This is a genomic window from uncultured Varibaculum sp. (assembly GCF_902489465.1).
GTDB lineage: Bacteria > Actinomycetota > Actinomycetes > Actinomycetales > Actinomycetaceae > Varibaculum.
This window is the reverse complement of sequence record NZ_CABTZZ010000001.1, coordinates 61845-87355: the sequence shown is the minus strand read 5'-3', so window position 1 is coordinate 87355 and position 25511 is coordinate 61845. Positions and strand designations below refer to the sequence as shown.

General features: G+C 53.4%; 18 protein-coding genes. 7 read left to right on the top strand and 11 right to left on the bottom strand.

The window, feature by feature from the left end; genetic code table 11:
• Positions 1–14: 14 nt before the first annotated feature.
• Entirely contained in the window at positions 15–1988 is a 1974-nt protein-coding gene (sucB, locus tag RDM26_RS00410) for a 2-oxoglutarate dehydrogenase, E2 component, dihydrolipoamide succinyltransferase (RefSeq protein WP_307737106.1), read from the top strand.
• A gap of 193 nt (positions 1989–2181) precedes the next feature.
• Here sucB and RDM26_RS00405 read toward each other — a convergent pair whose 3' ends face one another.
• From RDM26_RS00405 to ileS, 3 genes are read right to left on the bottom strand one after another with little or no spacing between them, the layout of a single operon-like run.
• Complete coding sequence (locus tag RDM26_RS00405) at positions 2182–3204, bottom strand: RNase H family protein (protein ID WP_307737105.1); 1023 nt, start codon at positions 3202–3204, stop codon at positions 2182–2184.
• A 56-nt stretch (positions 3205–3260) separates the two neighbouring features.
• On the bottom strand, positions 3261–4946 hold the full coding sequence (locus tag RDM26_RS00400; RefSeq protein WP_307737104.1) for a glutamate ligase domain-containing protein: 1686 nt from the start codon (positions 4944–4946) through the stop codon (positions 3261–3263).
• Between the two features lie 28 nt (positions 4947–4974).
• The gene (gene ileS / locus RDM26_RS00395; protein WP_307737103.1) at positions 4975–8235 is read right to left on the bottom strand and encodes an isoleucine--tRNA ligase; all 3261 of its coding nucleotides are present in this window, start codon (positions 8233–8235) and stop codon (positions 4975–4977) included.
• A gap of 281 nt (positions 8236–8516) precedes the next feature.
• Here ileS and proC point away from each other — a divergent pair, with 281 nt between their 5' ends.
• The 3 genes from proC to RDM26_RS00380 all read left to right on the top strand — a co-directional run bounded on the left by proC (position 8517) and on the right by RDM26_RS00380 (position 10830).
• Positions 8517–9332, top strand: a complete 816-nt coding sequence (gene proC, locus RDM26_RS00390) for a pyrroline-5-carboxylate reductase (RefSeq protein WP_307737102.1) — start codon at positions 8517–8519, stop codon at positions 9330–9332.
• Between the two features lie 94 nt (positions 9333–9426).
• Complete coding sequence (locus tag RDM26_RS00385) at positions 9427–9753, top strand: YciI family protein (RefSeq protein ID WP_307737101.1); 327 nt, start codon at positions 9427–9429, stop codon at positions 9751–9753.
• Positions 9754–9861: 108 nt separating this feature from the next.
• Positions 9862–10830, top strand: coding sequence for a bile acid:sodium symporter (locus tag RDM26_RS00380; protein WP_307737100.1), 969 nt, complete (start codon positions 9862–9864; stop codon positions 10828–10830).
• A 77-nt stretch (positions 10831–10907) separates the two neighbouring features.
• Here RDM26_RS00380 and aspS read toward each other — a convergent pair whose 3' ends face one another.
• Positions 10908–12692: an aspartate--tRNA ligase gene (gene aspS / locus RDM26_RS00375; protein WP_307737099.1), complete on the bottom strand. Its 1785-nt coding sequence runs from the start codon at positions 12690–12692 to the stop codon at positions 10908–10910.
• Positions 12693–12857: 165 nt separating this feature from the next.
• On the opposite strand from aspS, the gene RDM26_RS00370 reads away from it, so the two are divergent.
• Positions 12858–14735, top strand: coding sequence for a DEAD/DEAH box helicase (locus tag RDM26_RS00370; RefSeq protein ID WP_307737098.1), 1878 nt, complete (start codon positions 12858–12860; stop codon positions 14733–14735).
• Between the two features lie 123 nt (positions 14736–14858).
• On the opposite strand, the gene RDM26_RS00365 is transcribed toward RDM26_RS00370, so the two are convergent.
• Both RDM26_RS00365 and RDM26_RS00360 read right to left on the bottom strand, forming a co-directional pair.
• A complete protein-coding gene (locus RDM26_RS00365; RefSeq protein WP_307737097.1) occupies positions 14859–16238 on the bottom strand; it encodes a UTP--glucose-1-phosphate uridylyltransferase in 1380 nt (459 codons plus the stop codon).
• 28 nt (positions 16239–16266) lie between these two features.
• A complete protein-coding gene (locus tag RDM26_RS00360; protein ID WP_307737096.1) occupies positions 16267–17607 on the bottom strand; it encodes a DUF349 domain-containing protein in 1341 nt (446 codons plus the stop codon).
• 131 nt (positions 17608–17738) lie between these two features.
• Between RDM26_RS00360 and RDM26_RS00355 the strand changes: the two genes are divergently transcribed.
• Together RDM26_RS00355 and RDM26_RS00350 are read left to right on the top strand one after the other, a co-directional pair.
• On the top strand, positions 17739–18494 hold the full coding sequence (locus RDM26_RS00355) for an MBL fold metallo-hydrolase (RefSeq protein WP_307737095.1): 756 nt from the start codon (positions 17739–17741) through the stop codon (positions 18492–18494).
• 89 nt (positions 18495–18583) lie between these two features.
• Positions 18584–19174: a hypothetical protein gene (locus RDM26_RS00350; RefSeq protein WP_307737094.1), complete on the top strand. Its 591-nt coding sequence runs from the start codon at positions 18584–18586 to the stop codon at positions 19172–19174.
• Here RDM26_RS00350 and RDM26_RS00345 read toward each other — a convergent pair.
• From RDM26_RS00345 to secD, 5 genes are all read right to left on the bottom strand, one after another.
• Positions 19118–21445 carry a RelA/SpoT family protein gene (locus tag RDM26_RS00345; RefSeq protein WP_307737093.1) on the bottom strand — a complete coding sequence of 776 codons (2328 nt, stop codon included), beginning with the start codon at positions 21443–21445 and terminating at the stop codon, positions 19118–19120. The genes RDM26_RS00350 and RDM26_RS00345 overlap by 57 nt on opposite strands.
• A 58-nt stretch (positions 21446–21503) precedes the next feature.
• The gene (locus tag RDM26_RS00340; RefSeq protein ID WP_307737092.1) at positions 21504–21857 is read right to left on the bottom strand and encodes a hypothetical protein; all 354 of its coding nucleotides are present in this window, start codon (positions 21855–21857) and stop codon (positions 21504–21506) included.
• Positions 21858–22006: 149 nt separating this feature from the next.
• Positions 22007–22546, bottom strand: coding sequence for an adenine phosphoribosyltransferase (locus tag RDM26_RS00335; protein WP_307737091.1), 540 nt, complete (start codon positions 22544–22546; stop codon positions 22007–22009).
• A complete protein-coding gene (secF, locus tag RDM26_RS00330) occupies positions 22543–23631 on the bottom strand; it encodes a protein translocase subunit SecF (protein WP_307737090.1) in 1089 nt (362 codons plus the stop codon). The genes RDM26_RS00335 and secF overlap by 4 nt, the downstream gene beginning before the upstream one ends.
• Positions 23628–25511 (bottom strand): protein translocase subunit SecD, encoded by a 1884-nt coding sequence (gene secD / locus RDM26_RS00325; RefSeq protein ID WP_307737089.1) that lies wholly within the window; start codon positions 25509–25511, stop codon positions 23628–23630. Before secD ends, secF begins: the two co-directional genes overlap by 4 nt.

Sequence of the window (25511 nt, the reverse complement as noted above, 5' to 3'; positions counted from 1 at the left end):
GGTAGATTAATAATATGGCACAAGATATTGAGATGCCCGCTCTGGGCGAATCGGTAACCGAAGGTACGGTTTCTCGCTGGTTAAAGAAGGTTGGCGACCAAGTAGCGGTAGATGAACCGTTACTGGAGGTTTCCACCGACAAGGTTGACTCTGAAGTTCCCTCTCCCATCGCGGGAGTAATCACCGAAATTTTGGTGGAAGAAGACGAAACCGTAGACGTAGGCACGGTAGTTTGCCGGGTAGGTGAAGCAAGCGAAGTTGGCTCGGATGCCCCTGCTAACTCGCCAACACCTCAGACACAAGACACTCCCGCTCCCTCTATCCCGGCGACTCCCCCGATGCCGGAAACCCCGGCAGGTGGCTCTGCCCCGGCAGGTGGCGGACAAGCCGTGGAAATGCCGGCTCTAGGCGAATCGGTAACCGAGGGCACCGTTTCTCGCTGGCTGAAGAAAGTAGGCGACCAAGTAGAGGTGGACGAGCCCTTACTGGAAGTGTCTACTGACAAAGTGGATTCGGAAGTACCTTCCCCGATCGCTGGGGTAGTCACTGAAATTTTGGTACAAGAGGATGAAACCGTAGATGTGGGCACCGTGCTTTGCCGCGTAGGCGATAGCGCTGCGGCTCCGGCGCAAAGCAGCGAAAGCGCTGCCCCGGCTGCCTCCCCCACCCCCGAGGCTCCTGCTGCCCCTCAGGTGCCGGCGGCTCCCCCGGCTCCCTCCCTACCAGACAATCTGGAAGAACTACCGGGCGCGGGTATTCCGTCTTCAATCAAACGCGAAGGCGACCATCACGTAGTACAGTGGGCATACCCGCAGGTACATACGGGTTATCCCGGTACGATGACAGCCCAAGGACAGGTGGTACCACCCTCCGATAATCTTCCCGCAGCTCCGTCAGCTCCTGGGGCTCCCCCAGCGCCCAAAGCTGAGCAAGCCCCAGCCGCGCCGAAACCACCGGCAGCACCGCCGGCTCCGCAAGCTCCAGAGGCTCCTAAGGCGCCTCCCGCTCCAACTCCTCCAGCTGCCTCCTCGCAGCCGGACGAAAAACCGCAGGCAGCAGCACAGGTAAGTGGCGGTTACGTAACTCCGATCGTACGCAAGCTAGCGCGCGAAAAAGGGGTAGATATTTCCACCCTTAAAGGCAGTGGCGTAGGCGGACGGATCCGGCGCGAGGACGTGCTGGCAGCTGCGCAAAAACCGCAAGCGGCACCGGCTGCAGCTCCGGAAACACCTGCAGCTCCGCTAGCTCCGATCGAGCCGGCGCAAGAACGGGGCAAGACCGAGAAGCTATCTCGGATGCGTCAGACTATCGCCAAGCACATGATGAATTCGCTGGCCTCTACCGCGCAGCTGACTACGGTGGTCGAGGTGGACGTTACCCGGATCGCGAATCTGCGGGCGCGGGCGAAAGACTCTTTCGCGCAGCGAGAAGGCACCAAGTTGTCCTTCTTGCCCTTCTTTGTGAAAGCGGCAGTGGAAGCCCTGAAGGCGCATCCGAAGATCAACTCGCGGGTAAATGACGAAACCAACGAGGTCACCTATTTTGATCACGAGAATGTAGGTATCGCGGTGGACTCTGAGAAGGGTCTGATGGTGCCGGTTATTAAGAACTGTGGTGATCTGACGATTGCGGCTATTGCCCGCAGGATCAACGAGTTGGCCGCGAAGGTTCGCGACGGTTCTATCAGTATTGATGAAATGTCTGGCGGCACCTTCTCGATTACCAATACTGGTTCGCGTGGCGCCCTCTTCGATACTCCGGTAGTTAACTACCCGGAGGAAGCCATTTTAGGACTAGGCACGATTGTACGCCGGCCAATGGTAGTGAAAGATTCTGAAGGAAACGACACTATTGCAGTGCGTTCCCTGGTATATCTGGCGCTATCTTATGATCATCGTCTAATCGACGGCGCGGATGCAGCTCGTTACCTGACTACGGTAAAGAAGCGCCTGGAAGAAGGAGACTTCTCTGCCGAGGTTGGGCTCTAGGATCTCTAACTAGCTAAAAGTTAATACTCCTGATAATGTTCTTTGGCTCCGGTTTCCCGGAGCCAAAGAACATTTTTATACCGTCATTTTCTGTAAAAACGGACATTATCCGAAAATACAATAACCGGCATGATTATTGGCAAGGTTATTTAACCCCCATAAAAGACGGGAAATCTCCAAACACTAACAGCAGTTAGATTCCAAAAATATCGGAGGGTCGCTTGGTAATCTGCTGAAAAATCAGGCGTGCCTGATTGTTTTGGTAACGAATCCAAATCCAGGACTGCACCGAATCGGAATCAAAATAGATAACCTGTGCAGTGTGGGGACCCAGCTCGCGTACTTCCACCTCAGAAGGCGAAGGCGGAGCTTCTGCCAGGAGAGCCGCGGCCTCGGTTCGGGAAATAGGAACCCCCAGTTCCCCGATCGACATAAAATCCGGATGCATCAATTCTCTAATTTTCACCCGATCTGCACTGGCACAGTATTTTTGAAAACGCAGATCCTCGTCTCTTACTACCTGGGTGATAGCCCGTAAATTGGCGGCGGCTCCCCGCGCGGGAGACCCTAATCCCCCAACGCCGACTGGCCCCGAGTTAGGGCCTTCCCGCCAGGAAGTTACCGTCTGCGTGCTCTGATTGGTGCGGGGAAGCTTGGTTACGTTATCGGGAATATTCTTCTTAATCTGCGGCCTACGCGCTTGGTCTGCCACTATTTTCTCGAGGTTTGGCTGGCGCCGCCCGCTAAGCAGGTCTGGGCTAATCCCCGGACCTAGATTTACTTCTTTTCCGTCACGGTGGGCATAAACCACTTCGCGCGCGTAAATATGTGCCTGCGTCAGCAATGCTTGTTCTTTAGAGCCTGCACAGGCAACCTGCAAAGATTTACCTTCCAGAAAATGATCAATATTGCGGATAATAGAAAGATCAGTAACCGGCATCCCATCAAGTTTTTGCCAGTCGTTACTGCGCCATTTATGCCGCCAAGTTTGCAGCACTGCCGCCACATATTCGGAAGAAGTGAAAATAACCAGCGGTTCATTAACCTGATTACAGCGACGTACAAAAGAAAAAACCGCTCTAAATTGGGCTTGCGTTATCGATGCGGAATCCTCCACGTATCCGCACGCCCAATTCTCTTGGTCAATCGCCCATGCCCAACCCACCAGGTTAGCTTCTGCAAGCATATAGGCGTCGATTGCTACGGTTAAAGTCACTTAAATATCTTTTCACATTTATTCAGAGATTGCGTACTACTTGTGTATATCCCACCTCAATGAGAAGTATTCTCCGATTTTATCCGGGAGGAGAGTAACTGGCGAGCTTGCCCCGCCAAAACTACCGAACCGAAGATTACGATCCCGACCGCATCAGCCGGGAGATTTCCTTCTTCGGTTAACGAGACCGCCTGATCTAGCGCGTCTAAAAGGTTAGGAGCCGCAAAAGCCTGTTCGGCACCAAAGACTTCTCCCGCGATTTTCGCCAGTTCCACCGGTTCCATGGCGCGCTCTCCCTCCATCGGCAAAGTCACCACTGCATCTAGCAACGGCTCCATTTCCGCGAGGATACCTTCCACATTTTTATCGCCCATCGCCGAGAAAACGCCCACTACTTTTTGGAATCCGAACGCGTCCTCAATCCCCGACCGCAGCGCCACTGCCCCTGCCGGATTATGCGCCGCATCTACGATAACCGTAGGAGAGCCTCCCAATACCTCCAGGCGCCCGGGAGAACGCGCCGCGTCAAGGCCGGCTGCCAACACTTCCTCGGAAAGTACTTTGCCTGCCCCCAGCGCCTCTACGGCTGTTATTGCCAGGGCAGCGTTTACTGCCTGATGACTACCAAAGAGCGGTAAATAGAGATCTTGATAGCTGGCTGCCGGCGTGGTCAGGGTAAATACCTGTCCCCCAACCGCCATTTTCTGCTCTCTAACGAGGAAGTCCTCGCCATATAGGCGCAAGGTAGCGTCTTTTTCGTGGCAAGCCTGCCTAATCACCTGGAGCGCTTCCTCGGCTTGCGGGGCGCAAATAACGGTGGCACCCGGTCGAATAATCCCCGCTTTTTCCCGGGCGATCTGCGCAAGCGTATCCCCTAGCCATTGTTCATGATCAAAAGAAATTGGACAGATCACCTGCACTGCAGATTCGAGGACATTGGTAGAATCCCAGCGTCCCCCCATCCCCACTTCAATTACGCCCACGTCGATAGGGGCGGAAGCAAAAGCTTGGAACGCTAAGGCGGTTAAATATTCAAAGAAAGAAAGACGACCTTGCCCGGCGCTTTCGCCCTCTTTATCAGCGAGGGCGATAATCGGTTCCACGTCTTGATTGGCTTGCAAGAATGCCTGGGGGCTGATCGGTTCCCCGTCAATCGATATTCTCTCTCGCACGCTAACTAGGTGCGGAGAGGTAAAACGTCCAACCCGCAGACCCTGGGCACTTAAGAGACTGTCAGCGATCCGCGCAGTAGAGGTTTTCCCGTTAGTACCGGCAATATGCAAACTGGGATAGGACAGCTGCGGGTCAGATAGATAGTCGAGGGCGCGCTCGATCCGTGCCTTAGTTGGCGAAATATTATGTTCGGGGCGCCGATTGAGTATCTGGGCATATACCTGAGCCACCTCAAAATCCGCTTGCAAGGATTCATCAGAAGTCGGCGAATCCGCTGCCATTGCAGGTTCGGAACTGTCACGCCCACTTTCGGCATTTTCTGCGGCTTCAGGATCTGAGATCTCCTGGGGTAAAACTATCCCGCCCGCCTGCAATACTTCCCGTAGGCGCTCACTATCTTGCTGCTCTGCGGAGTTATCGCTGATCGACAAATCGATACGTTCTTGCCGATCGGCTTCCACCAGATAGGGCAATAGATCGGGATCGATCCCTCCGCTCTCGCCATGAGCGTTTTTCGCAATCTCTTCGTACGGGTTAACCGCCGGCTGTTGGCTATCTTGGCTATTCACTAATCCCCCTTTTCGTCCGGCATATTACCTATACCGGATGAACCGCGGTAATATTAATCTTCACGGCATCATCCGTGCCGGCCTGAACCTTAAGCTCCGTGGCCAAGACTTCATGGGCGATCATGGGCGCATGAGCCTGAGCACTTTCGACTTTTTCTGCGGGAACTTCCAGCACTAACTCGATACGGTCAGAAACATGTAGATCCTGGGATTTACGCTCATCTTGAATAGAGCGTACCAAGTCGCGGGCATAGCCTTCGGCTTCCAGCTCGGGGGTGATTTCAGTATCGAGTACCACCACTGCCCCATCGCCTAACACCGTGGCCACCTGGCCTGCTTCGACCTCTACCGTGGTAGACAGCGAGAATTGGTCTCCACTTAAGGTAACCGGCTTACCAGCAATGAGTACTTCGGGGAATACTACCGTTTCTCCCTCTTCGCGCCACTGGCCAGTCTTTTGCGCCTTAAATAGTTGGGATGTGGCTTTGCGAATCTCGGGAGCGAAGGCTTTGGGATTGAGTTTCATTTGCCGCTGCAGCTGCAAACCCGATTCACTAGAAACCTGCAACACCACCTGTTTCACGTTTACTTCCCCGGCGATCAAATCGGAAAAGTCCGCCAGTTTTTGGCTACCATCATCGACAACCGTTAGGGACTGCAACGGTTGCCGCACCCGCAAACCATGGGTTTTACGCAGCGAATGCGCCGCCGAAACCACTTCGCGCACCATATCCATAGCTAACACCAAAGCCGGGTCATCCACCGTATCCGCTATTACCGGATAGTCGCACAGATGTACCGATTCTCCTCCGGTCAGTCCCCGCCAGATTTCTTCACTCACTAGCGGAGCTAGCGGTGCCATCACTCGCATCAAGACCTCTAGACAGGTGTAAAGCGTATCGTAAGCGGCGGCCTCCTCATTCCAGAAACGATCACGAGAGGTACGCACATACCAGTTAGTCATCAAATCCAGATACTCGCTAACTGCCTCACAAGCTCCCGGAATATCGTAGTTATCCAGCAGCTCTTTAACATTTAGCGCTAGGTTACGGGTACGTGCCAACAGGTAGCGATCCATTACTCCCAGCTGCTCCAGGGTCTTGGGATCCGCTAGATCCCAGGCTTTCGCCTGATAACCGGCACCTTTATTGCAAGAACCAGCGTAGAGGGCGAAGAAATAATAGATATTCCAGAGTGGCAAAATCACGTGGCGCACCGTGTCGCGGATCCCCTCGCTCTTTACCACCAGGTTTCCGCCCCGCACCACCGGGGAGGACATTAGGAACCAACGCATCGCATCCGAACCGTAGGTGTCGAATACTTCATTAACATCCGGATAGTTACGTAGCGACTTCGACATTTTACGGCCATCATCGCCGAGCACAATCCCGTGGGAAACACAGGAAGTGAAAGCCGGACGATCGAACAGCGCCGTGGCCAGCACGTGCAGCAGGTAGAACCATCCGCGGGTCTGCCCGATATACTCCACAATGAAATCACCGGGATAGTGATCCTCGAACCATTGCTGATTCTCGAAGGGGTAATGCACCTGCGCATAGGGCATTGATCCCGAATCGAACCAGCAGTCCAACACGTCCGGAATGCGCCGCATCATAGATTTACCGGTGGGATCATCCGGGTTAGGACGCACCAAAGTGTCGATAAATGGCCGGTGGAGATCTTTAACTTCTACCCCGAAATCTTTTTCTAGTTCCTCCAGCGAACCATAGACATCTACGCGCGGATAAGCCGGATCATCAGACTTCCATACCGGAATGGGGCTACCCCAGAACCGGTTACGCGAAATCGACCAGTCGCGAGCGCCCTCCAGCCATTTACCGAACTGTCCATCCTTAATATGTTCAGGTACCCAGTCGATCTGCTGGTTTAGTTCCACCATACGCTCGCGGAAGTCCGTGACTTTTACGAACCAAGAGGAAACCGGTTTATAGATTAGGGGTTTGCGGCAACGCCAACAGTGCGGATAAGAGTGGACAAAGGACTGTTGGCGCACCAGAACTGCCCGTTTTTCTTTCGGGGTGCGTGCCAAGGGGCCTTGGTCGTCCTCGTTACCCAGCCGGAAGTCGCGAATAATCTGTTTATTGGCATCAAAAATCTGCATCCCTTGATAGTCGGGAACCTCCGCAGTAAACAGCCCGGCATCATCTACCGGGGTCACGGCGTTAATCCCATTGGCGGTTAACAGGATCATATCGTCTTCGCCGTAGGGAGCCTGGTGTACCAGCCCGGTACCGTCAGTAGTGGTTACAAAGTCTGCCGCCAGCACGTGATAGGCCTTAGCCCCGGGGGTTTCGCCCTCACCCAGCTGGTTTTTGTAGTAATCAAAAATCGGTTCATAGGAGCGTCCCACCAGCTTAGAACCGGGATATTCTGCCACGATTTGCGGATCTTCACCCAGCTCTTTAACGTAGGCAGACAAAAGGTCACGCGCAATAATAACTTTTTCCCCAGCAACCGGCGACTCTAAATCCGGGTCTACCTGCACGGTTACATAGGTAATCTCTGGGCCGACTGCGATTGCCAAGTTAGAGGGCAGCGTCCAAGGGGTAGTGGTCCAAACCAGCGCCAGTTCCCCAGTTTCCAGGCGCAGCCCCACAGTCACAGTATTGTCTTGACGATCCTGATAAATATCGTCATCCATTTTCAATTCATGGTTAGACAGCGGAGTCTGGTCATTCCAACAATAGGGCAATACCCGGAAACCCTCATAGGCCAAACCCTTCTCATAGAGCTGCTTAAACGCCCAGATCACTGACTCCATATAGTTAACGTCTAGGGTCTTGTAGTCGTTATCGAAATCTACCCAGCGTGCCTGGCGGGTAACGTATTCTTCCCACTCTTTGGTGTAGCGCAGCACTGATTCCCGACAGGTCTGGTTAAACTTTTCAATCCCGATACCGCCCGGGCCTTCGATCTCAGATTTGTCTTCAATCTCCAGAATGCGTTCTGCTTCTAACTCTGCCGGCAGACCGTGAGTGTCCCAGCCAAAACGCCGCTCCACCCGGTGGCCTTGCATGGTCTGGTAGCGTCCCACCACATCTTTTACGTATCCGGTCAGCAAATGCCCATAGTGCGGCAAGCCGTTAGCAAAAGGCGGGCCGTCATAAAACACGAACTCGTTAGTTCCCGCATCCCCCGCATCTCTTTGGGCAATTGACTTGCGGAAAGTGTCGTTCTGCTTCCAATATTTCAAAGTCTTTTCCTCTAGCTGGGGAAAAGACGGATTGGCGGAAACATCGCCATCTTTATGCCGCGGATAGTAGCCCACGTTAAACCTCACCTATGTAGAGCCGTTACTGCCAGTGCCGGGACGAAGGCTTTCCAGCCCCGCGGTACCACCCCGCTTCACCCAAAATATGGGTCTCATTAACGGCTATTACGGGCTTACCCGTCTGGTTCTACTACCTGCTATCAGGGTTCTTCCAGAGGCTCCTCGGTGATAGCCGGATCAACGCCACTTCCCACAGCATAACCCGTTTAGCTATTTCTTTAAATTTTGTCCGCGCTAGGATAAGAACAGTTATTAAAAATCACTTTTTAGGAGGACGCATGGTGAAGTTAGGGGTTATCGGAGTTGGCGCTATGGGAGGCGCGATCGTGCGCGGCCTACTATCCTCCGGAAAGATGCAGGCAGCCGACATTTTGGCGTTCAACCGTACCCGCGAACGCATGCGCTCCCTCGAGGACGAGTTTTCCCTCCCCATAGCCCCGGACGCCGCCACCGTAGCTCGGCAGGCAAAATACCTACTTCTAGGGGTAAAGCCCTATATGATTGCACCTTTACTGGATGAACTAGGCGACGCCCTCGCCGCGAAACCGGTAGTGATCTCGGTGGCTGCCGGGAAACCGCTGGCTGCCATCGAAGCGCATCTACCGGCACAAACCCCAGTGGTGCGGGTAATGCCGAATGTGAATGCGCAAATCAACCAGTCCATGTCCGGGATTGCTGCTAACCAGTACGTTAGCGACGACGCCCTCAGTGAAGTGCGCGCCATGTTCGATGCCATAGGTAAAACCGCGCTGGTACCGGAAGATCATTTCGCCGCTTTTGCCGCCCTTGCCGGGTGTTCGCCTGCCTGGATCTACCGATTCATTGATGCCCTCGCGCAGGCCGGGGTCGCCCACGGTTTTAAGAAAGAGGAAGCTACCCGGATAGTGGCGCAGGCAGTAGCTGGTTCAGCACAAAACGTCCTCGAGAATCTGCCCCAAGGTTTAAATCCCCAGGCGTTAGTGGATCAAGTGTGCTCCCCGGCGGGCACTACCGTAGCCGGCCTATTAGCTATGGAAGATGCCGGTTTTTCGGCAGCTGCCCGTGCCGCGGTAAATGCGGCGGTAGCCCGGGATCAAGAACTATCGGCGTCCTAACAATCCGCACCTTAAGGTAAATCCTGCGGTAAAGTAGAAACAGTTGGTATTTAAAGGCTACTTTCGGATACCACGGCGCTATAGGGAGGTAACGATGACCACTCCAGGACACGAAGATAATCAGGGAATGAGTCTTTACATAGTCCTCTACGACTATGATCCCCAGCTAGTGGGACTTAAAAACGAGATCCGCGCCGATCATCGTGCCTTTATGCACCGACTAAACAGCCTGGGTATGGTACTTTCTAGCGGCAGAACCACCAGCTCACAGGAACAGGGATCGCTGACCATTATGCTAGCTCGCGACGCGGAAGAAGCTAAGCAGATCTTAGAAGACGACCCCTATGTGCAGGCAGGGATGGTAAAAAGCATCACGGTGCGGGACTGGTTTCCAGTGGTAGGCACGTTCGCCGATTGCTAACCCCACTTAAGACCGATCGCTCTTGACATTATTCTCTGGCTATTAGGAGAGCCCCCAACCTTTGGGGTAGGTTAGACCACCTGTGCTCTCCCCCGGTATCTTGGTTGGGTGAGCGTAAAGCAACGGTTAAGCCGATTCCTAGATCCCTTTATCCTTTCCATCCTGGCGATTTTGGTGCTCGGGATCCTGATTCCCGTACCTGCGGTGGTGGTTAGCGCCCTGAGCTATTTGGGAAACGCCTTAATCGTGTTGCTGTTTTTTCTCTACGGGGCGCGCCTATCTACTAAAGAAATCTGGGAAGGGTTAAAGAACTGGCGTCTGCAAGGCGCAGTTGCGCTTTCCACCTTCGTGCTTTTCCCGTTGCTGGGGATGGTAATGCACCCGCTAGATCTGAAGCTCTTGGGACCGGTTTTCGCCCTGGGAACCCTCTACTTAACTTTGCTTCCCTCTACGGTACAGTCCTCGGTAACTTTTACTTCTATTGCCGGCGGAAACATCGCGGGAGCCGTTTGCTCTGCCACCATCTCTAATATCGCCGGCATTATTCTCACCCCCGCCCTAGTGTTCATGGTGATGGGTAGATCCAGCGGAATCGAGGCCGCACGGGTAGTAAACGTGCTGTTGCAACTGTTACTGCCTTTTGTTTTAGGGCAGCTAGTGCACCGCTATATCGGAAAGTGGTTAAATGAGCATCGCGCGCTTACCAAAGCCACCGATACCGGTACCATTTTGGCGATCGTAGCCTCTGCAGTTTGCGGAGCCACTGCCGGCGGCCTTTGGCAAAAAATCTCGGCCCCCCAAGTGGGATTACTGCTGGCGCAATGCCTGGTAGTGCTGGCAATTATGCTCACCCTCACCTGGAATCTGGGACGCTGGCTATCCTTAGAGCGCCGAGACCGGATCGTGCTTTTGATGTGCGGATCCAAAAAATCCCTGGCTACTGGCCTGCCCATGGCAGCCATTATTTTCCCGCCCGCTACCGTGGCGGCGGTGACTATCCCGGTGATTGTATTTCACCAATTTCAGTTACTGGTGTGCGCAGTTTTGGCGCGCCGCCTGGCTGCTAAACCCGCTTAATCTAAGCTGTCAGGCGGGTAGTACATAAACCAGGCCGCCCCTACCAGGTAGGGGCGGCCTCCATGTTTTTAGCGAGGTTAGTCTTCTTCATCCTCTGGAACGAAGTCAACCCCGCTCTCTTTACGCTGTTCGGGCGTAATTGGTGCCGGAGCATCGGTTAGCGGATCGTAGCCACCCCCGGACTTGGGGAAGGCAATAACGTCGCGAATCGAATCCGCATGGGTCATCAAAGACACGATCCGATCCCAACCGAACGCGATTCCGCCGTGTGGAGGAGCCCCATACTTGAAGGCATTCAGCAAGAACCCAAACTTTTCTTGGGCTGCCTCCGGCGACAATCCCATCACCTTGAAAATACGTTCCTGTACGTCGCGGCGGTGGATACGGATAGAGCCGCCTCCGATTTCATTACCGTTAAGCACAATATCGTAGGCGTAGGCCAGGGCATTACCCGGATCTTCCTCGAAGCGGTCAAGCCATTCCGGTTTAGGAGAAGTAAAGGCGTGGTGCACCGCTGTCCAAGCAGAACCTCCCAGCGCCACGTCCCCTTCCGCTTTCGCGGCCGCGGAAGGCTTAAACAATGGAGCGTCAACCACCCACACGAACTTCCATTCATTCGGGTCTAGCAGGTTGCAGCGGGCGCCGATTTCCAGGCGTGCTGCCCCCAGGAGGGCGCGGGCTTCATCAATCTTGCCGGCGCCAAAGAAAATACAATCCCCCGGTTTAGCACCGGTTGCCTCAGCTAGTCCCTCGCGCTCCGAATCCGTGAGGTTCTTCGCTACCGGCCCCGACAAAGTGCCGTCCTCTTCTACCTTTACGTAGGCCAGTCCTTTACCGCCACGCGAACGCGCCCAATCTTGCCACTTATCGAAAGTCCGCCGCGGCTGGGAGGCACCTCCCGGCATCACGACTGCGCCCACATAGTCGGCATTGGCAAACACCCTAAAGGGGGTGTCTTTGAAGTAATCAGTCAGGTCAGTAAGTTCCAGACCGAAGCGTAAATCTGGTTTGTCAGTGCCGAACCGCGCCATCGCATCCGCGTAAGTCATATGGGGAATCGGGGTTTCGATATTGACATCAATCAGCTGGAAGATGTTAGTGAGTACCTGTTCAGCTACTTCAATAACGTCCTCTTGCTTAACGAAACTCATTTCCACGTCCAGCTGGGTAAACTCTGGCTGGCGATCAGCGCGGAAGTCTTCGTCGCGGTAGCAGCGGGCAATCTGATAGTAGCGTTCCATTCCCGCCACCATCAGTAGCTGTTTAAATAGCTGGGGAGACTGAGGCAAGGCATACCAAGAGCCCGGGGCTAGGCGAGCTGGAACCAAGAAGTCCCGCGCGCCCTCGGGAGTAGAACGGGTCAAAGTCGGGGTTTCAATCTCCACGAAACCTAGAGAATTTAAAGTATCGCGAGTGACTTTAGAAACCTGGGAGCGCAGACGCAAACGCTTTTGCATCTCCGGACGGCGCAAATCCAGGTAACGATATTTCAGGCGGGCGTCCTCACCAACTTTCCCAGAATCCTCCGCATGTACCGAAACCTGGAAAGGTAGTGCCGCTGCCGGGTTCAATACCTCAACTTCATCGGCGTAAACCTCAATTTCGCCGGTAGGCAGTTCCGGGTTTTCGTTGCCCTCCGGGCGGGGATGTACCTCGCCTTTGATCCGCAGAACATATTCGCTGCGCAGCTCATGAGCGATTTTTTCGTCATGAATAACTACCTGCGCCACCCCGGAAGCGTCCCGTAAATCAATGAAGCACACTCCCCCATGATCACGGCGGCGATCCAGCCATCCCGCAAGTTCTACTGTTTGTCCCACCAGGTCGCGGTTTAGAGTTCCCGCGTCATGCGTTCTGAGCAATGCTATTCCTTTCCTCATCTAACTGTTAATAGTTTAGCCTCCCGGGCGAGTGGGAGGGATTTCCCGCCGGGGTTGGTGTCGCGTTTCACTGGCTGGGATTTATCCACTTGCCTGCTACCTCCGGTAACGTTAAAGCGAATAACATTTAAGCAGACAGGCATAAAAATGAGCGAAATAGCCGCGGGGGCGAGTGCGCCCTCTTTTGAATCCCAAACCGATCTGGAAACTGCAGGACTTAGCCTAGAGCCCAGCTCCATAAGTACCCAGGTAGATCCCGTCGATGAACAGGCGCCTTCCAAAGACGCCTCTTTCTTTTCCGACTTAGGGTTGCCGGAGATTATTTTAGACACCTTAGCAAATATGGGATTTACCGAGCCCACCCCGATCCAGCGGCAAGGCATCCCGCCCTTGATGTCTGGGCGGGACGTAGTCGGGATTGCGCAAACTGGAACCGGGAAAACTGCCGCCTTTGGACTGCCGATTTTGACCGCCTGCAATAAAACCCCGCAGGTACAGGCCTTAATTCTGGCTCCTACCAGGGAGCTTGCCGCCCAGTCCGCTAATGCGCTCACCGACTTTGCGCGCGAGTTAAAACTGAAAATAGTGCCGGTTTATGGGGGCGCCTCCTATGGCCCGCAGATTTCCGCTTTGCGTGACGGGGCACAAATCGTGGTTGGCACTCCGGGGCGGATTATAGATTTAATGGAACGCGGGGAACTAGATTTATCGGCGCTCAAATTCTTCGTCCTAGATGAAGCAGACGAGATGCTGCGCATGGGATTTTCCGAGGACGTGGACCAAATTGCTAGTGGCGCTAACCGGGATGCCATTCGCGCCCTCTTTTCTGCCACTATGCCTCCCGCAATCAAACGGATCGCAGAGCGTCACCTGTCCGATCCTGTAGAGATTTCGATCGCGCCGCAATCGTCCACCGTTGAAACGGTAAATCAGACCTATGCGGTAGTGCCTTTCAAATTCAAATCTGAGGCTTTATGCCGCGTACTAGCACTCAGTGAAGCCGAGGCTTCCATTGTGTTTGTGCGTACCCGGATCGACGCCGAACAGGTGGGAACCGAACTTCAAAACGCCGGATTCTTAGCGGCCGCTATCAGTGGAGATGTAGCCCAAGCAGAGCGTGAACGGATTGTATCGCGCCTGAGAGAAGGCACCTTAGATGTCTTAGTGGCCACTGATGTAGCTGCTCGCGGTCTGGATGTCGATCGCATCGGATTAGTAGTCAACTATGACGTACCGCGCGAACCCGAAGCCTATGTGCATCGCATTGGCCGCACCGGAAGAGCTGGACGCGACGGAACTTCCCTTACCTTCTTTACTCCGCGGGAGCGCCCTCGCAAACGCGTAATTGAAAAACTTACCGGTGAAGAAATGACCGAAGTATTTATTCCGTCTCCCGACCAAGTAGCGCAGGCACGAGCGAATCGGATGACCGAACAGATTGACCGGCGCCTCGAAAAAGGCGAAATGGAAGTCTACTATGACGCTATCCAAGACCTGGTGGTAGCAAAAGGAATGGATATTGGGGACGCCGCCGCCGCCTTGTTGGCCTTAGCGAGCGGGGATTTTGGACCAAAGAAACGCAAACTGGAATTCCGGGTTCGCCGGGAAGAAAAGGTAGACGAATTAGGGCGCTTTATCTCCGCCAGGTTCGAAGAAGGCCGCGAAAAAGAAGCAGGCAAGAGCGGAGGAGGAAAGGGAGCCGCCCGCCGCCACTTCTCCTCCAGTTCTTCTCGACGCTATCGAGTAGAGGTAGGACGCCGGGATCGAGTAAAACCCGGAGCTATTGTGGGGGCAATCACCGGAGAAGGTGGCCTAAAAGGCGGTGAAGTGGGGCATATCGATATTTTGCAGAGTTTCTCGCTAGTAGAGATGGCTCGTCCGCTTTCCCCGGAAACTATCCGTAAGATTGCCAAAGCCCGGGTGTCAGGGCGCACCCTCCGGATGCGCGAGGACGAAGGTCCGGGTAAACATAGCGGTAAAAAGCACGGGAAAAAACGTGATTTTAAGCGGAATCGTCGAGGTTAGACCCTGCCGGTTTTAAAAGCATAGTCCTGGTTAAGCCGCGCTACCGGCTCGGCACTCTTGAGGGCGCAGCAGGTTTGGGCTCGCCGATCCTAAAGTGCTGGACTATACCTGGAGACTTTAGGCTTATCCAGCCAGGCAGCTGCCCGAATCTACCTGTTGTTCTTCCGCGGTTTCCAAACTAACCTGTCCCTTGACTTTTACGTCCCTGCCAAAGCTAAACGGCCCGGTAACTTTGAAACCGGTAGCCTGCCGCAGGGAGGGCACGCCCTCCGGGAAGCGCGCCTCAAAATCAGAGATCTTCTTAAAGTAATGGGAATCCAAATCCACTGCTACTTCTTGTTCATTAACTTTGTGCAGGTGATAGTCCTCGCCAAGATCGTAAATATCCGAACGTAACAAAGTTAATTCATTAGTGGTTTTAACCGGGAGGAAGCGGCTGCGAGGTACCAAAATGGCAGTCGCTCCCTTAAAGGAAGCAATTGCTGCCCCCATCGCAGTTTCCATTTGGATAACCGCTGGGCTCTCCGGATCGGAAGGATCAACCGTCTTGTGGTTGGCGATCAGGGGCAGCCCCAATACCGCATTTCTTTCTACCAAGGCATCCCGTAGTTTCACCAGGTCAAACCATAGATTATTAGTATGGAAGAACGGATGGCGATGCTCATCGGTAAAGTAATCCATCTGCTCGGGCGGAGTCTGGGCGGTATCCCGTAAAATCAATTGCCCATCTGCCTTACGGATCGCTAAATGCCCTCCTTTGCGATCATTAATAGTACGCACGCAAAGCTCTGCTGCATAAGGGGCACCACTCGCCGCGAACCAGCCAGCGATTTCCGCATTCGGGGTAGCCCCCAAATTGTCGGAGTTAGAAGTCATCGCATAGCGATAACCCGCATCAATGAGTTTATCTAACAATCCAGAACCATACAGGGCGGTGTAGATATCACCGTGACCAGGTGGACACCACTCTAAAGAGGGATCTTTTTCCCAAGAAACCGGGGTCAAATCATCGGCTCGCAGTTTCGGTTCTTGATTTTGCAAGAAGTCCAGTGGCAAACCAGCAACTTCAATGTCCGGGTAGCGCGTCAAGGCTGCCAAAGTATCCGCTTGAGTACGGAAAGAATTCATAAAAATCAGGGGCAGGCTTACCCCGTAGTCTTTACGGGCAGCCAGCACCTGTTGACAGATGATATCTAGAAAAGTGAGCCCCTCACGCACCGGTAACAAAGACTTAGCTTTATCCATCCCCATGGAGGTCCCCAATCCCCCATTGAGTTTAATCATCACGGTTTTAGCAAGCGCATCCTGTGCCTGCTGCGGGGTGACCTGATTATCTTCCAGACGATCAACACTGGTCAGCGGGGAAATTGTTTCCTCGGGAATAAAACCAGTGTGTTCACCTTCTAACACCTGGTAGTAGTGAGAAAAAACTGAGATTGCGGCGGGGCTAACCCCGGCTTTCTCCATTTTTTGTTTCGCCTGAGATAATCCTGCCTTGCTCATCTAAAACCTCTTTGTTTTCGTTTTGCCTCTAAAAGGACTCCACTTGCTTTAGCCAAGCCTCCCGAGCTTTAAGGGATTCTTGTAGCTCTGCCGCTTTCTTGGTATCCCCGTCAGCTTCTGCCTGGGCAATCTCCGCCTTAATCTGGTCGATAAGATCTTTAAGCTGTCCGGCCATGCCTGCGGCGCGCGCCTTGGTTTCCGGGTTGGATTTACGCCAGATTTCCTCTTCCAAGTCGCGCAGGTGATCCTCTACTGCTCGCATTCTCCGTTCCACACGATCAATATCGGCGCGCGGAACATGGCCGATCTCGTCCCATTGCTCTTGTAAAGGTCGCAGGCGAGACTTGATCTCTTCTACGTCGGTGAGCTCTTTGAGGGCTTCCGCCTTTACCAGTAGAGCTTCTTTCTTCGCCAGGTTCTCCCCTTCCAGAGCATTGACGGCTTCGCTTTGGGCATTACGAGCGTCAAAGAACTTTTGCTGCGCCCGGTGGAACCGTTGCCAGAGGGCATCATCATCTCGGCGGGAAGCTCGTCCCGCGCTCTTCCAACGCTGCATCAAATCCCGGTAGGCGCGAGCTGTTTCACCCCAGTTAGTAGAATCCGAGAGCGCTTCGGCCTCTGCGATTAATTTTTCTTTCGCGGCCTTGGCCTGCGCCTGGGTGGCATCTAATTCGGTGAAGAAGGCACGGCGCTTCTTATCAAACGTGGATCGAGCACTAGCAAAGCGTTTCCAGAGTTCATCTTCTACGCCCCGATCAATTCGCGGACCGGCATGCTGCAAGCGTTTCCACTCGTCCAACAGGTCGCGGAGCTCTTTTCCGGAATTTTTCCACTGGGTGCGAGCAGAATCTTGCGCAGCAATTTCCTCGGCTCGTGTTACTACTTTTTCGCGGTTTTTACGGGCTTCTTCTTTCGCCTCAGCCCGCTGCGCGGCGGCCTCTTCCTTACGCTTATCAGCTTTTTCCTGCAGCTGCGCAACTTTTTCCCGCAGTGCCGGGAGATCACCCACTGCAGCCGGCTCACTAACCTGTTCGCGTAGTGACTTCATGGTCTGGTCTATCTCGCGTTCAGCTAGCCTGGGGAGCCGTTCGGCAAACAGTGACACTTGGGCAGCTATATCCAGGTAGCGCCGCACATAGATATTAAGGGGATTGTCGGGAACCTCTGCCGGGAACTGTCCTATCTGGCGTTCTGCTTCACCATCTTTGACCCAGACACGTCCTTCGTCATCAACGCGCCCAAAAGGCAAGGCTGCAGAAAAATCAGGGGTTCTTACCGGCTTTACCGGCTGGTTATCCTTCGCTAAGCGAATCTTCCCCGGGGTGGGTACGGGTTTGGGCTTCGGAGCGTTATCGGGCTGTTCAGTCACTAATTTTTCCTTAAATCAGTTATTTTAACGGCTAGGATTAGCCGCCTGCGCGCGGAGCTTATTGCTCCTTAACCATATTATGCCCTAGAGCAACTAAACCACCAAGGACGCACATCCTTTAAGATAAACCTATGCGGATCGAAAAGTTTTATGCATCCTACTATGGCGAAAACCCCTATTTACTCTTAGCTCCCGGCAGCCGGGAAGCCCTGGTGGTAGACCCCGGATCCGGCGCCTTGGATCAGCTGCAAGTTACGCTGCAGCGCCTAGAGGTAACCGTGGCAGCGGTGCTGTGCACTCATGGACACGCCGACCATATTTGGGATGCCCACGCTATTGCGGGCAAGGCTCCGGTCTATATACCGGCTCCCGATGAGTATCGTTTCCACCCCGAAAAGCTGGATCCTCGCGAACGTACCGAGCACGAACTATCCCTCTCCCCTTGGAAAGAACCTGAAAACTTGCAGGTATTGCCAGGGGTCGCTACCAGCGAAGGGGCAGAACTTGCGCCGGGAATTTTTATGCGAGCGGTTCCCGCTCCCGGACATACGGAAGGATCCACACTATTCCTTTTCGAAGCCGAGACCCTGTCTGGCAATGCAAAGCAGGAAATGCACGCTATTTACGATCAGTGGCTAGACGAATCCGGAGAGGAAAAACCGGCTCCTCGCCAGTTGGCTTTATCAGGAGACGTAATCTTTGCCGGATCAGTAGGTCGCACTGATCTGCCCGGCGGTGATTCCCAGCAGATGCTGCATACTTTGCGCACCCTACAAAATGTGATTCATCCGGATACCCTGCTACTTCCCGGACACGGACCGGCAACGGTATTTGGGTTGGAAAAAGCCCACAACCCTTTCCTGGCGCAAGCTAGATACCAGGGATAACGGTTTTCCACAGCCGCAATAGGTTTACGGTTTCCTTACCAGGCGCTGGTAGCTTTGTTTCAGGTTGCTCGCGGAGCCAGGCTAAATCCATGGAAGCAATCCTGATTGATGCCTTGGGAAACCAGTCGCTGCAAGGGGCAGCGCGATCCTCACTACTGCGCGGCAGTCGGTTTATTCATAGCCATTGCGGAGCGGTTGATTTACTGGCCGAGCCGGTTACTTTAGCCTCCATCTATGGGCGTGCCCTATTTTTGGCTCCCCTGGTTCCTAAGGGCTGTTTCCTGTCGGCTCACTCCGCCGCCTGGGTTTGGGCAGGAAACTCCCTTCCCCTACAGACGATTTATATCGCGAGTTTTCGCCGTCCCCGGCGCGCAGCCGATTGTCGCTACTGGATCCAACTAGATACGCCCTCACAGCTGCGCCTAAAGCAACAGGGAATTTACGCAATCGGGTGCCTTAGAGGAGGCGGCGACTTAAAGAGCCAACCAGCTTGGTCCAGCCTGGGCTCAACTAATGATTTTGTGCGTATAGGGAAAGTCGATCTGCTTAGCCCGCTAGCTGCTCTGAACTATTGTGATCAACACCCCCACCTGGCTGGTAAGGACTGTTGGAACCGCGCCCTTCTAATGGCTTTGGCTGACAGGTTGTTTCCGCAAAGTACCGGTGGTGCGTTTTGCTAAAAACACCCCCGGGATCTTTTGGATATCATTCAAAATCGCGTGCAGATAACGCGAATCTGCCACTTCGAAGGTGTAACGGGAAGTAGCTACGCGATCCGAAGAAGTGTTCATTGCAGCCGCCAAGATATTAGCGCGATAATCTGCCAATACCTGGGTAACGTCATTAATTAGTCCCTCGCGATCAAGCGCCTGAATCTCAATTTCAACCTGGAACTTTGCAGTCGGATGCTCTGCCCAAGAAACTGGCACCACCCGCTCGGGATGAGCCATCAGGTTTTGTGCGTTAGAACACTCCTCCCGATGGACGGAAACGCCGTGACCCCGGGTAACAAACCCCACGATTTTATCGCCTGGCAGGGGGTTACAGCAGCGGGCAATCTTCGTCCAGATTTCTCCCTGTTTCATCCCTTCTACTTGGATCCCGGTTCCTTCGTTACCACCGCTAGGGCGCGCCTCGACTTGTTCGGGAAGCACGGCCTCCGACAAGGTTTCTTCCGCGCCGTCTTCTCCCCCGGCATTTTCCATGAGTTTTTCAACCACATGTGCTGGCGAAACATGGTGGCTACCGACAGCCGCATAGAGGGCAGAAATATCGGAATACCCCATGCCGGAGGCGAGGGCGGTCATAGTGTCATGACTCATCAGGCGCTGCAACGGCAGATTTTGCTTGCGCATATAGGAGGAAATAAGACCTTGACCTGCTTCGATAGCCTCTTCACGACGTTCTTTAGAGAACCAGGCCTTAATTTTATTGCGTGCGCGCGGACTGGCCACAAACTTTAACCAATCCCGAGAAGGCCCAGAGTTAGGAGAGCGGGAAGTTAGCACCTCAACGCTATCCCCATTTTCCAATTTGGTATCTAGCGGCACCAGTTTTCCGCCAACTTTCGCCCCCACGGTGCGATTGCCCACCTCGGTATGTACCGCGTATGCAAAATCTACCGGTGTAGCCCCAGCGGGTAGCTCTTTAACTTCCCCGGCCGGGGTGAACACATACACCCGGGAACCGGACATTTCATAGCGCAGCGAATCCAAGAATTCGCTCGGGTCTTGGGTTTCCTTTTGCCAATCCACCAATTGACGCAACCAACCCATTTCACCGCTATCAGCCAATACCCCTTTGGTATCACCGGCAGATTTAGCGTTGGGGTTTTCTTTATAACGCCAATGAGCCGCGATTCCGTATTCTGCGCGGCGATGCATCTCCCAGGTACGAATCTGGATTTCTACCGGTTTGCCCCCAGGGCCTACCACCGTAGTGTGTAGCGACTGATAAAGATTGAATTTGGGCATCGCAATATAGTCTTTGAAACGCCCTGGGATCGGGTTCCAGCGGGCGTGCATTTCCCCGAGAACCGCATAGCAATCCCGCACTGTATCTACCAGTACTCGCACCCCAACTAGATCATAAATATCGTCAAAGTCGCGGCCACGCACAATCATCTTTTGATAGATGGAATAGTGATGTTTCGGGCGGCCAGTTACTTGTCCCGCAATCTTATTTACCCGCAGGTCTTCTTTGATCTTGTCGATTACTTCGCTCAGGTACTTTTCTCGCTCCGGGGCGCGTTCATGCACCAGGTTATCGATTTCTTCATACAGGTCGGGGTAGAGAGTTTTGAAAGCCAGATCTTCTAACTCCCATTTGATGGTGTTCATTCCCAGGCGGTGCGCGAGAGGGGCAAAAATCTCTAGGGTTTCCCGCGCCTTGTTTTGCGCCGACTTGGGAGAAACATATTTCCAGGTGCGGGCATTGTGGAGGCGGTCACCCAGTTTTATCACCAGTACCCGAATATCACGGGACATGGAGATAATCATTTTGCGCACAGTTTCGGACTGCGCCGCCTGCCCATAGGTAACTTTATCGAGTTTAGTTACCCCATCAACCAGGAGGGCGATTTCTTCCCCAAAATCGGCAGTCAGTTGCTCCAGGGTATAGTCGGTGTCCTCTACTGTGTCATGCAGGAGCGCGGCCGCCAAAGTGGTGCTGGTCATCCCAATTTCTGCCAAGATAGTGGCCACCGCTACCGGATGGGTAATATAAGGCTCCCCAGATTTACGAAACTGTCCTTCATGGCAGCGTGAGGCCGTCTGATAGGCGCGTTCAATCAAGGAAATATCGGCTTTAGGATGATTGGCACGCAGAGCGCGCACCAAGGCTTGAATATGGGGATCAATGTTCTTTGAACGCCCAGTTAACCAGGCCAAAGAAGCACGCACCCGCGAGGACGGAACCGCGCTGGCGCCCTCATCGGGAGTGATAGAACTCATGTACCTAGTTTAGTGACCCCCAGTCATTTCCCCAACTCGTTGGCAAGACGCTTACTAATCAGTCAATATCATTATTGGTTTTAGCAGGTTTCCTAGTGGTATACAGATTAATCAGCAAAACAGTTCCTATTGAAAAACAAGTTATGAATGCCGCAGGATAAACTACCGGAATAAAATAGACCGATAGTAACGCCGAGACTATCAGGAAGAAAACGCTAAGAATCGTGCAGATTACTTCGGCTTTGCGCGAGGGTAGTTGCTTAAAAGGTAGCAATAAATACAGGCAAATCCCCGACAGTACTGCCAGTAAGATCAGGAATGCTAAAGTCTTAAGGGAAAAATAGTGAAAGCGCACTAGCTCCGGCTCGTAGGAGCGATGCCAATAATCAACAAAGATCGAGATTAAAGGCATGAGACACAAGCTGGCTGCTAACCGTGGAAACCACCAGGAACTTTTCATTAGTCTTCCCCTGCTCAAAGATAATAAAAGCAGTGTAAACTAACGTGCCTGAGACTTAAAGGGTTTTATAGGATTACAATCAGTTTCCGATAGTCATACCACTAGATCAGAGTCAGGGCTTCACATTCTAGGTCGCCGATGTGATCACGCCCATCGAGTTCTTCCAGCTCCATCAAAACGCACACCGATTCTACGATTCCACCCGCACGTTTGATCAGCGCCGCCGAAGCATTTACGGTGCCACCAGTAGCCAAAACGTCATCGAGTACCAAGACTCGCGCGCCCTCTTTAATAGAATCCGGCTGTAGTTCCATCCGGGATTTGCCATATTCGAGGCCGTAGTCGATCCCGATTACCGGACCGGGAAGTTTCCCGGCTTTGCGGATCATTAAGGTACCCAGACCTAGTTCCACCGCTACTGGAGCCGCAATTAAGAATCCGCGAGACTCCAGACCGGCAACTAAATCGACCCGACCCCGATAAAAGTCGGCTAGCCCTTTCACCAGCTGGGAAAAGGCTTCCCCGTTAGCCAGCAGCGGAGAAATATCCCGAAAGAGTACCCCGGTTTGTGGAAAATCCGGTACATCACGCAGATTTTCGCGAATAATTTTTCCTAAGGGAGCGAGTTTGGGGTTTATCATCGTTTACTCCTGGGAGTGCGTTTGGGTTGTGCCTGTTGTCCCTGATGATGGCCAGCTTTCAAAGGCTGCGCCACCCGGGAAAGCTCAGTTTCCTTGCCCTCAACTTGGTCGCTGCCCCCAGCCCGTTTCTCCAGTACCTTTTGGGTGTGGCTGGAAATTTTTTCGGTGCGCGAACGCAGCACCATCAGCATAGAAGGTGCAATCAGAATCGAAGACAAAGTACCGGCGATCATCCCTACAAATAATGCTAAGGAAATATCACGCAGGGTGCCGCCCCCGAGAGTTATCCAGGAAATCAGCAGAATCGAGGTAACCGGTAGTAGCGCCACCACAGAAGTATTGATCGAGCGCACCAGGGTCTGGTTGATTGCCAGGTTAACGATCTCGCCGTAAGTAGAGCGGGTTTGCTGTTCGAAATCAACCGAAAGCTCACGTACCTTATCGAAGACCACCACGGTGTCATAGAGGGAGTAGCCCAAAATGGTGAGCACCCCGATAATGGTGGCCGGGGAAATCTCTACCCGAGTCAGTGCCAAAACCAGACCGGTGATTAGCACGTCATGGCACAGCGCGAACAGCGCCGAGAATGCCATCGTCCAGGTTCTAAAGTATGCCCACAACATTAGGGCTACCAGAACAAAGAAAATCACCAAAGATTGCAGCGCCTTATAGGTCACGTCCGCGCCCCAAGACGGGCCAATCGTAGTCGCCGCTACCTTAGCCTCTGGCACGTTATAGGCTTTAGCTAAATCCGAAACCACCTGGCGTTTATCAGTGACATCTAGGGAAACTGATTGCACCCGAATCGAGGAGGCTCCCACCGAGTTAACCGAAGAGCCCTTCAACTTAGGATTCGCATTTACTACCTTTTGTGCGGGGGACTGATCTCTGCCCGCCACTGAAGAAACCGTAAACTCGGTTCCTCCTTTAAAATCAATGGAACGCTCCAACCCCAGTACCGATATAGCCAGTACCGAAATCAGCATTAGCGCCGCCCCCGCAATCAGCAGGTATTTACGGTTGTCAATGAACCGGTAAGACTTGCGACCAGAATAGAGGGCGTTACCCCAACTTGCGAAACTCACTTTTCTTCCTCCTGGTCCGTCGCGGATACTGACGCTAACTCATCTGTGGCAGCATCATCCTGGTTGGAATCCTCGTTTGCCACCTCTGATTGCTCAGCTTTGCTCTTAACGGGCTGGTTTGAATCTTCTTGCGGCTTAGTTTTGTAAACGGAGCGAATTTTACGTACTTGCCCCGCGCCTACATACCGATAGGTTCCCCGCTGAGCCCCCAAGTGTTCCGGATCGAGGCCAGATAGTTTATGACCCTCACCGAAGAACTTAAAGCGCAGCAGCCACACCATCATCGGGTGGGTGAAGATAAAGATTAGCGCCAAGTCGATCAAGGTGGTGATCCCCAAGGTGAAAGCGAAGCCCTGCACGCCGCCAACCGCCAGGAAGTAGAGTACGCAAGCGGCTAGCACGTTCACCAAGTCGGAGGTAACGATCGTGCGTTTCGCCCGATCCCAACCAACGCTGACCGCGCTAGATAGTGCTTTACCATCACGAACCTCGTCGCGAATCCTCTCGAAGTAGATAATGAAGGAGTCCGCGGTGGTACCGATAGACACGATCACGCCGGCAATACCGGCTAGGGAGAGGCGGTACCCCATCGACCAGGACAATAAAGTCAAAGTCAGATAAAGCAGTACCCCCGCGCTCACCAGGGAGCCTACTGCTACAACTGCTAGGCCACGGTATTGCCAGATCAGGTAGAACACCACCAAAATCAAACCAATAATACCGGCGATAACCCCATAACGTAGCTGGTCAGAACCTAACGTTGCTGATACCTGTTGTTCGGATTGCACATCGAAGTTAAGAGGCAACGAACCGAACTTTAACTGGTTAGCTAAGGCAGTCGAAGATGAGCGGGTGAAAGATCCCGAAATTTCAGCTTTACCATTAGTAATCGCGTTGTTTACTCCGGGAGCTGAAACCACCAGTCCATCCAGCACGATCGCGAAGCGGTTCTTGTCATTGGTTTGCCCCGCCGGTAAACCGTTTTCTCCTGGAACCGGTTGCTGACGGTACTTCATCATCCGGGTGGTTATATCCGCAAACTGAGAAGCACCCTGTTTATCGAAAGCTAGGTTCACTATCCACTGTCCGGTGGACTGTCCCGAGGCTCCGGTTCCCATACCAGATTCTGCAGAGGAAATTCGAGCACCTGAAACCTCTGCCGGCGAAAGAATATATTTTTCCTGTCCTTCGCTAGAGCAGGCTACCAGCGGTTTTTTAATATCTCCCGAAGAGCCGCCTTCCAAAGAGCTCTTTTGCTGACAATCTTTGGCATAGAATTCTTCCAAGACTTTTTCGGTAATCCAGGCATCGTCCGAATTGTCTTTCGGCTGGCTGGTAGGCTGATCGCTGATCTTGCCGTCATGGTTTAGATCCGCCAATTCTTTCGCGAAAGCTTGCGGATCGATATTTGCCGATTGTGCCTGCTTCTTGCCAGCTTGTTGCTGCTGTGCCTGCTGAGCGATCACCGATTGCGGAACCCCCGGAGCCGAACGAAGCACCGCCCGGAAATACAACTCGGCAGACTGGCGCACCAAATCCAAGGTTTCTTTCGAAGGGTTACCGGGTAAGGACACCAAAATATTGGAGTTGCCCTGAGAAGTAATCTCCGCTTCGGAAACTCCGGAAGCATCGACACGCTGCCGAATAACCTCAATCGCTTGTGTAATATCCTCAGCCGTAACCGCGCGTTTCGCTCCGGAAGCAGCGTTAGCTTTCGGGGTGAGGATCAGCTGAGTACCCCCCTCTAAATCGAGAGCTAGGGAGGGAGTCGGTTTAGCCTTCTTCGTGAGCACGCCCACCAGCAAGGTTCCCGTTAAAGCCAGCACAAGTACCAGGAAAAACGCCAGTGTGCGTCCGGCGTGATATTTTTTCTTCGCCAA

Excerpts from the sequence above, each read along its gene's own strand:
- sucB (WP_307737106.1), top strand. The coding sequence starts at position 15 with ATGGCACAAGATATTGAGATGCCCGCTCTGGGCGAATCGGTAACCGAA.
- proC (WP_307737102.1), top strand. The coding sequence starts at position 8,517 with ATGGTGAAGTTAGGGGTTATCGGAGTTGGCGCTATGGGAGGCGCGATC.
- RDM26_RS00385 (WP_307737101.1), top strand. The coding sequence starts at position 9,427 with ATGACCACTCCAGGACACGAAGATAATCAGGGAATGAGTCTTTACATA.
- RDM26_RS00370 (WP_307737098.1), top strand. The coding sequence starts at position 12,858 with ATGAGCGAAATAGCCGCGGGGGCGAGTGCGCCCTCTTTTGAATCCCAA.
- RDM26_RS00365 (WP_307737097.1), bottom strand. The coding sequence starts at position 16,238 with ATGAGCAAGGCAGGATTATCTCAGGCGAAACAAAAAATGGAGAAAGCC.
- RDM26_RS00355 (WP_307737095.1), top strand. The coding sequence starts at position 17,739 with ATGCGGATCGAAAAGTTTTATGCATCCTACTATGGCGAAAACCCCTAT.
- RDM26_RS00350 (WP_307737094.1), top strand. The coding sequence starts at position 18,584 with ATGGAAGCAATCCTGATTGATGCCTTGGGAAACCAGTCGCTGCAAGGG.
- RDM26_RS00345 (WP_307737093.1), bottom strand. The coding sequence starts at position 21,445 with ATGAGTTCTATCACTCCCGATGAGGGCGCCAGCGCGGTTCCGTCCTCG.
- RDM26_RS00340 (WP_307737092.1), bottom strand. The coding sequence starts at position 21,857 with ATGCCTTTAATCTCGATCTTTGTTGATTATTGGCATCGCTCCTACGAG.
- RDM26_RS00335 (WP_307737091.1), bottom strand. The coding sequence starts at position 22,546 with ATGATAAACCCCAAACTCGCTCCCTTAGGAAAAATTATTCGCGAAAAT.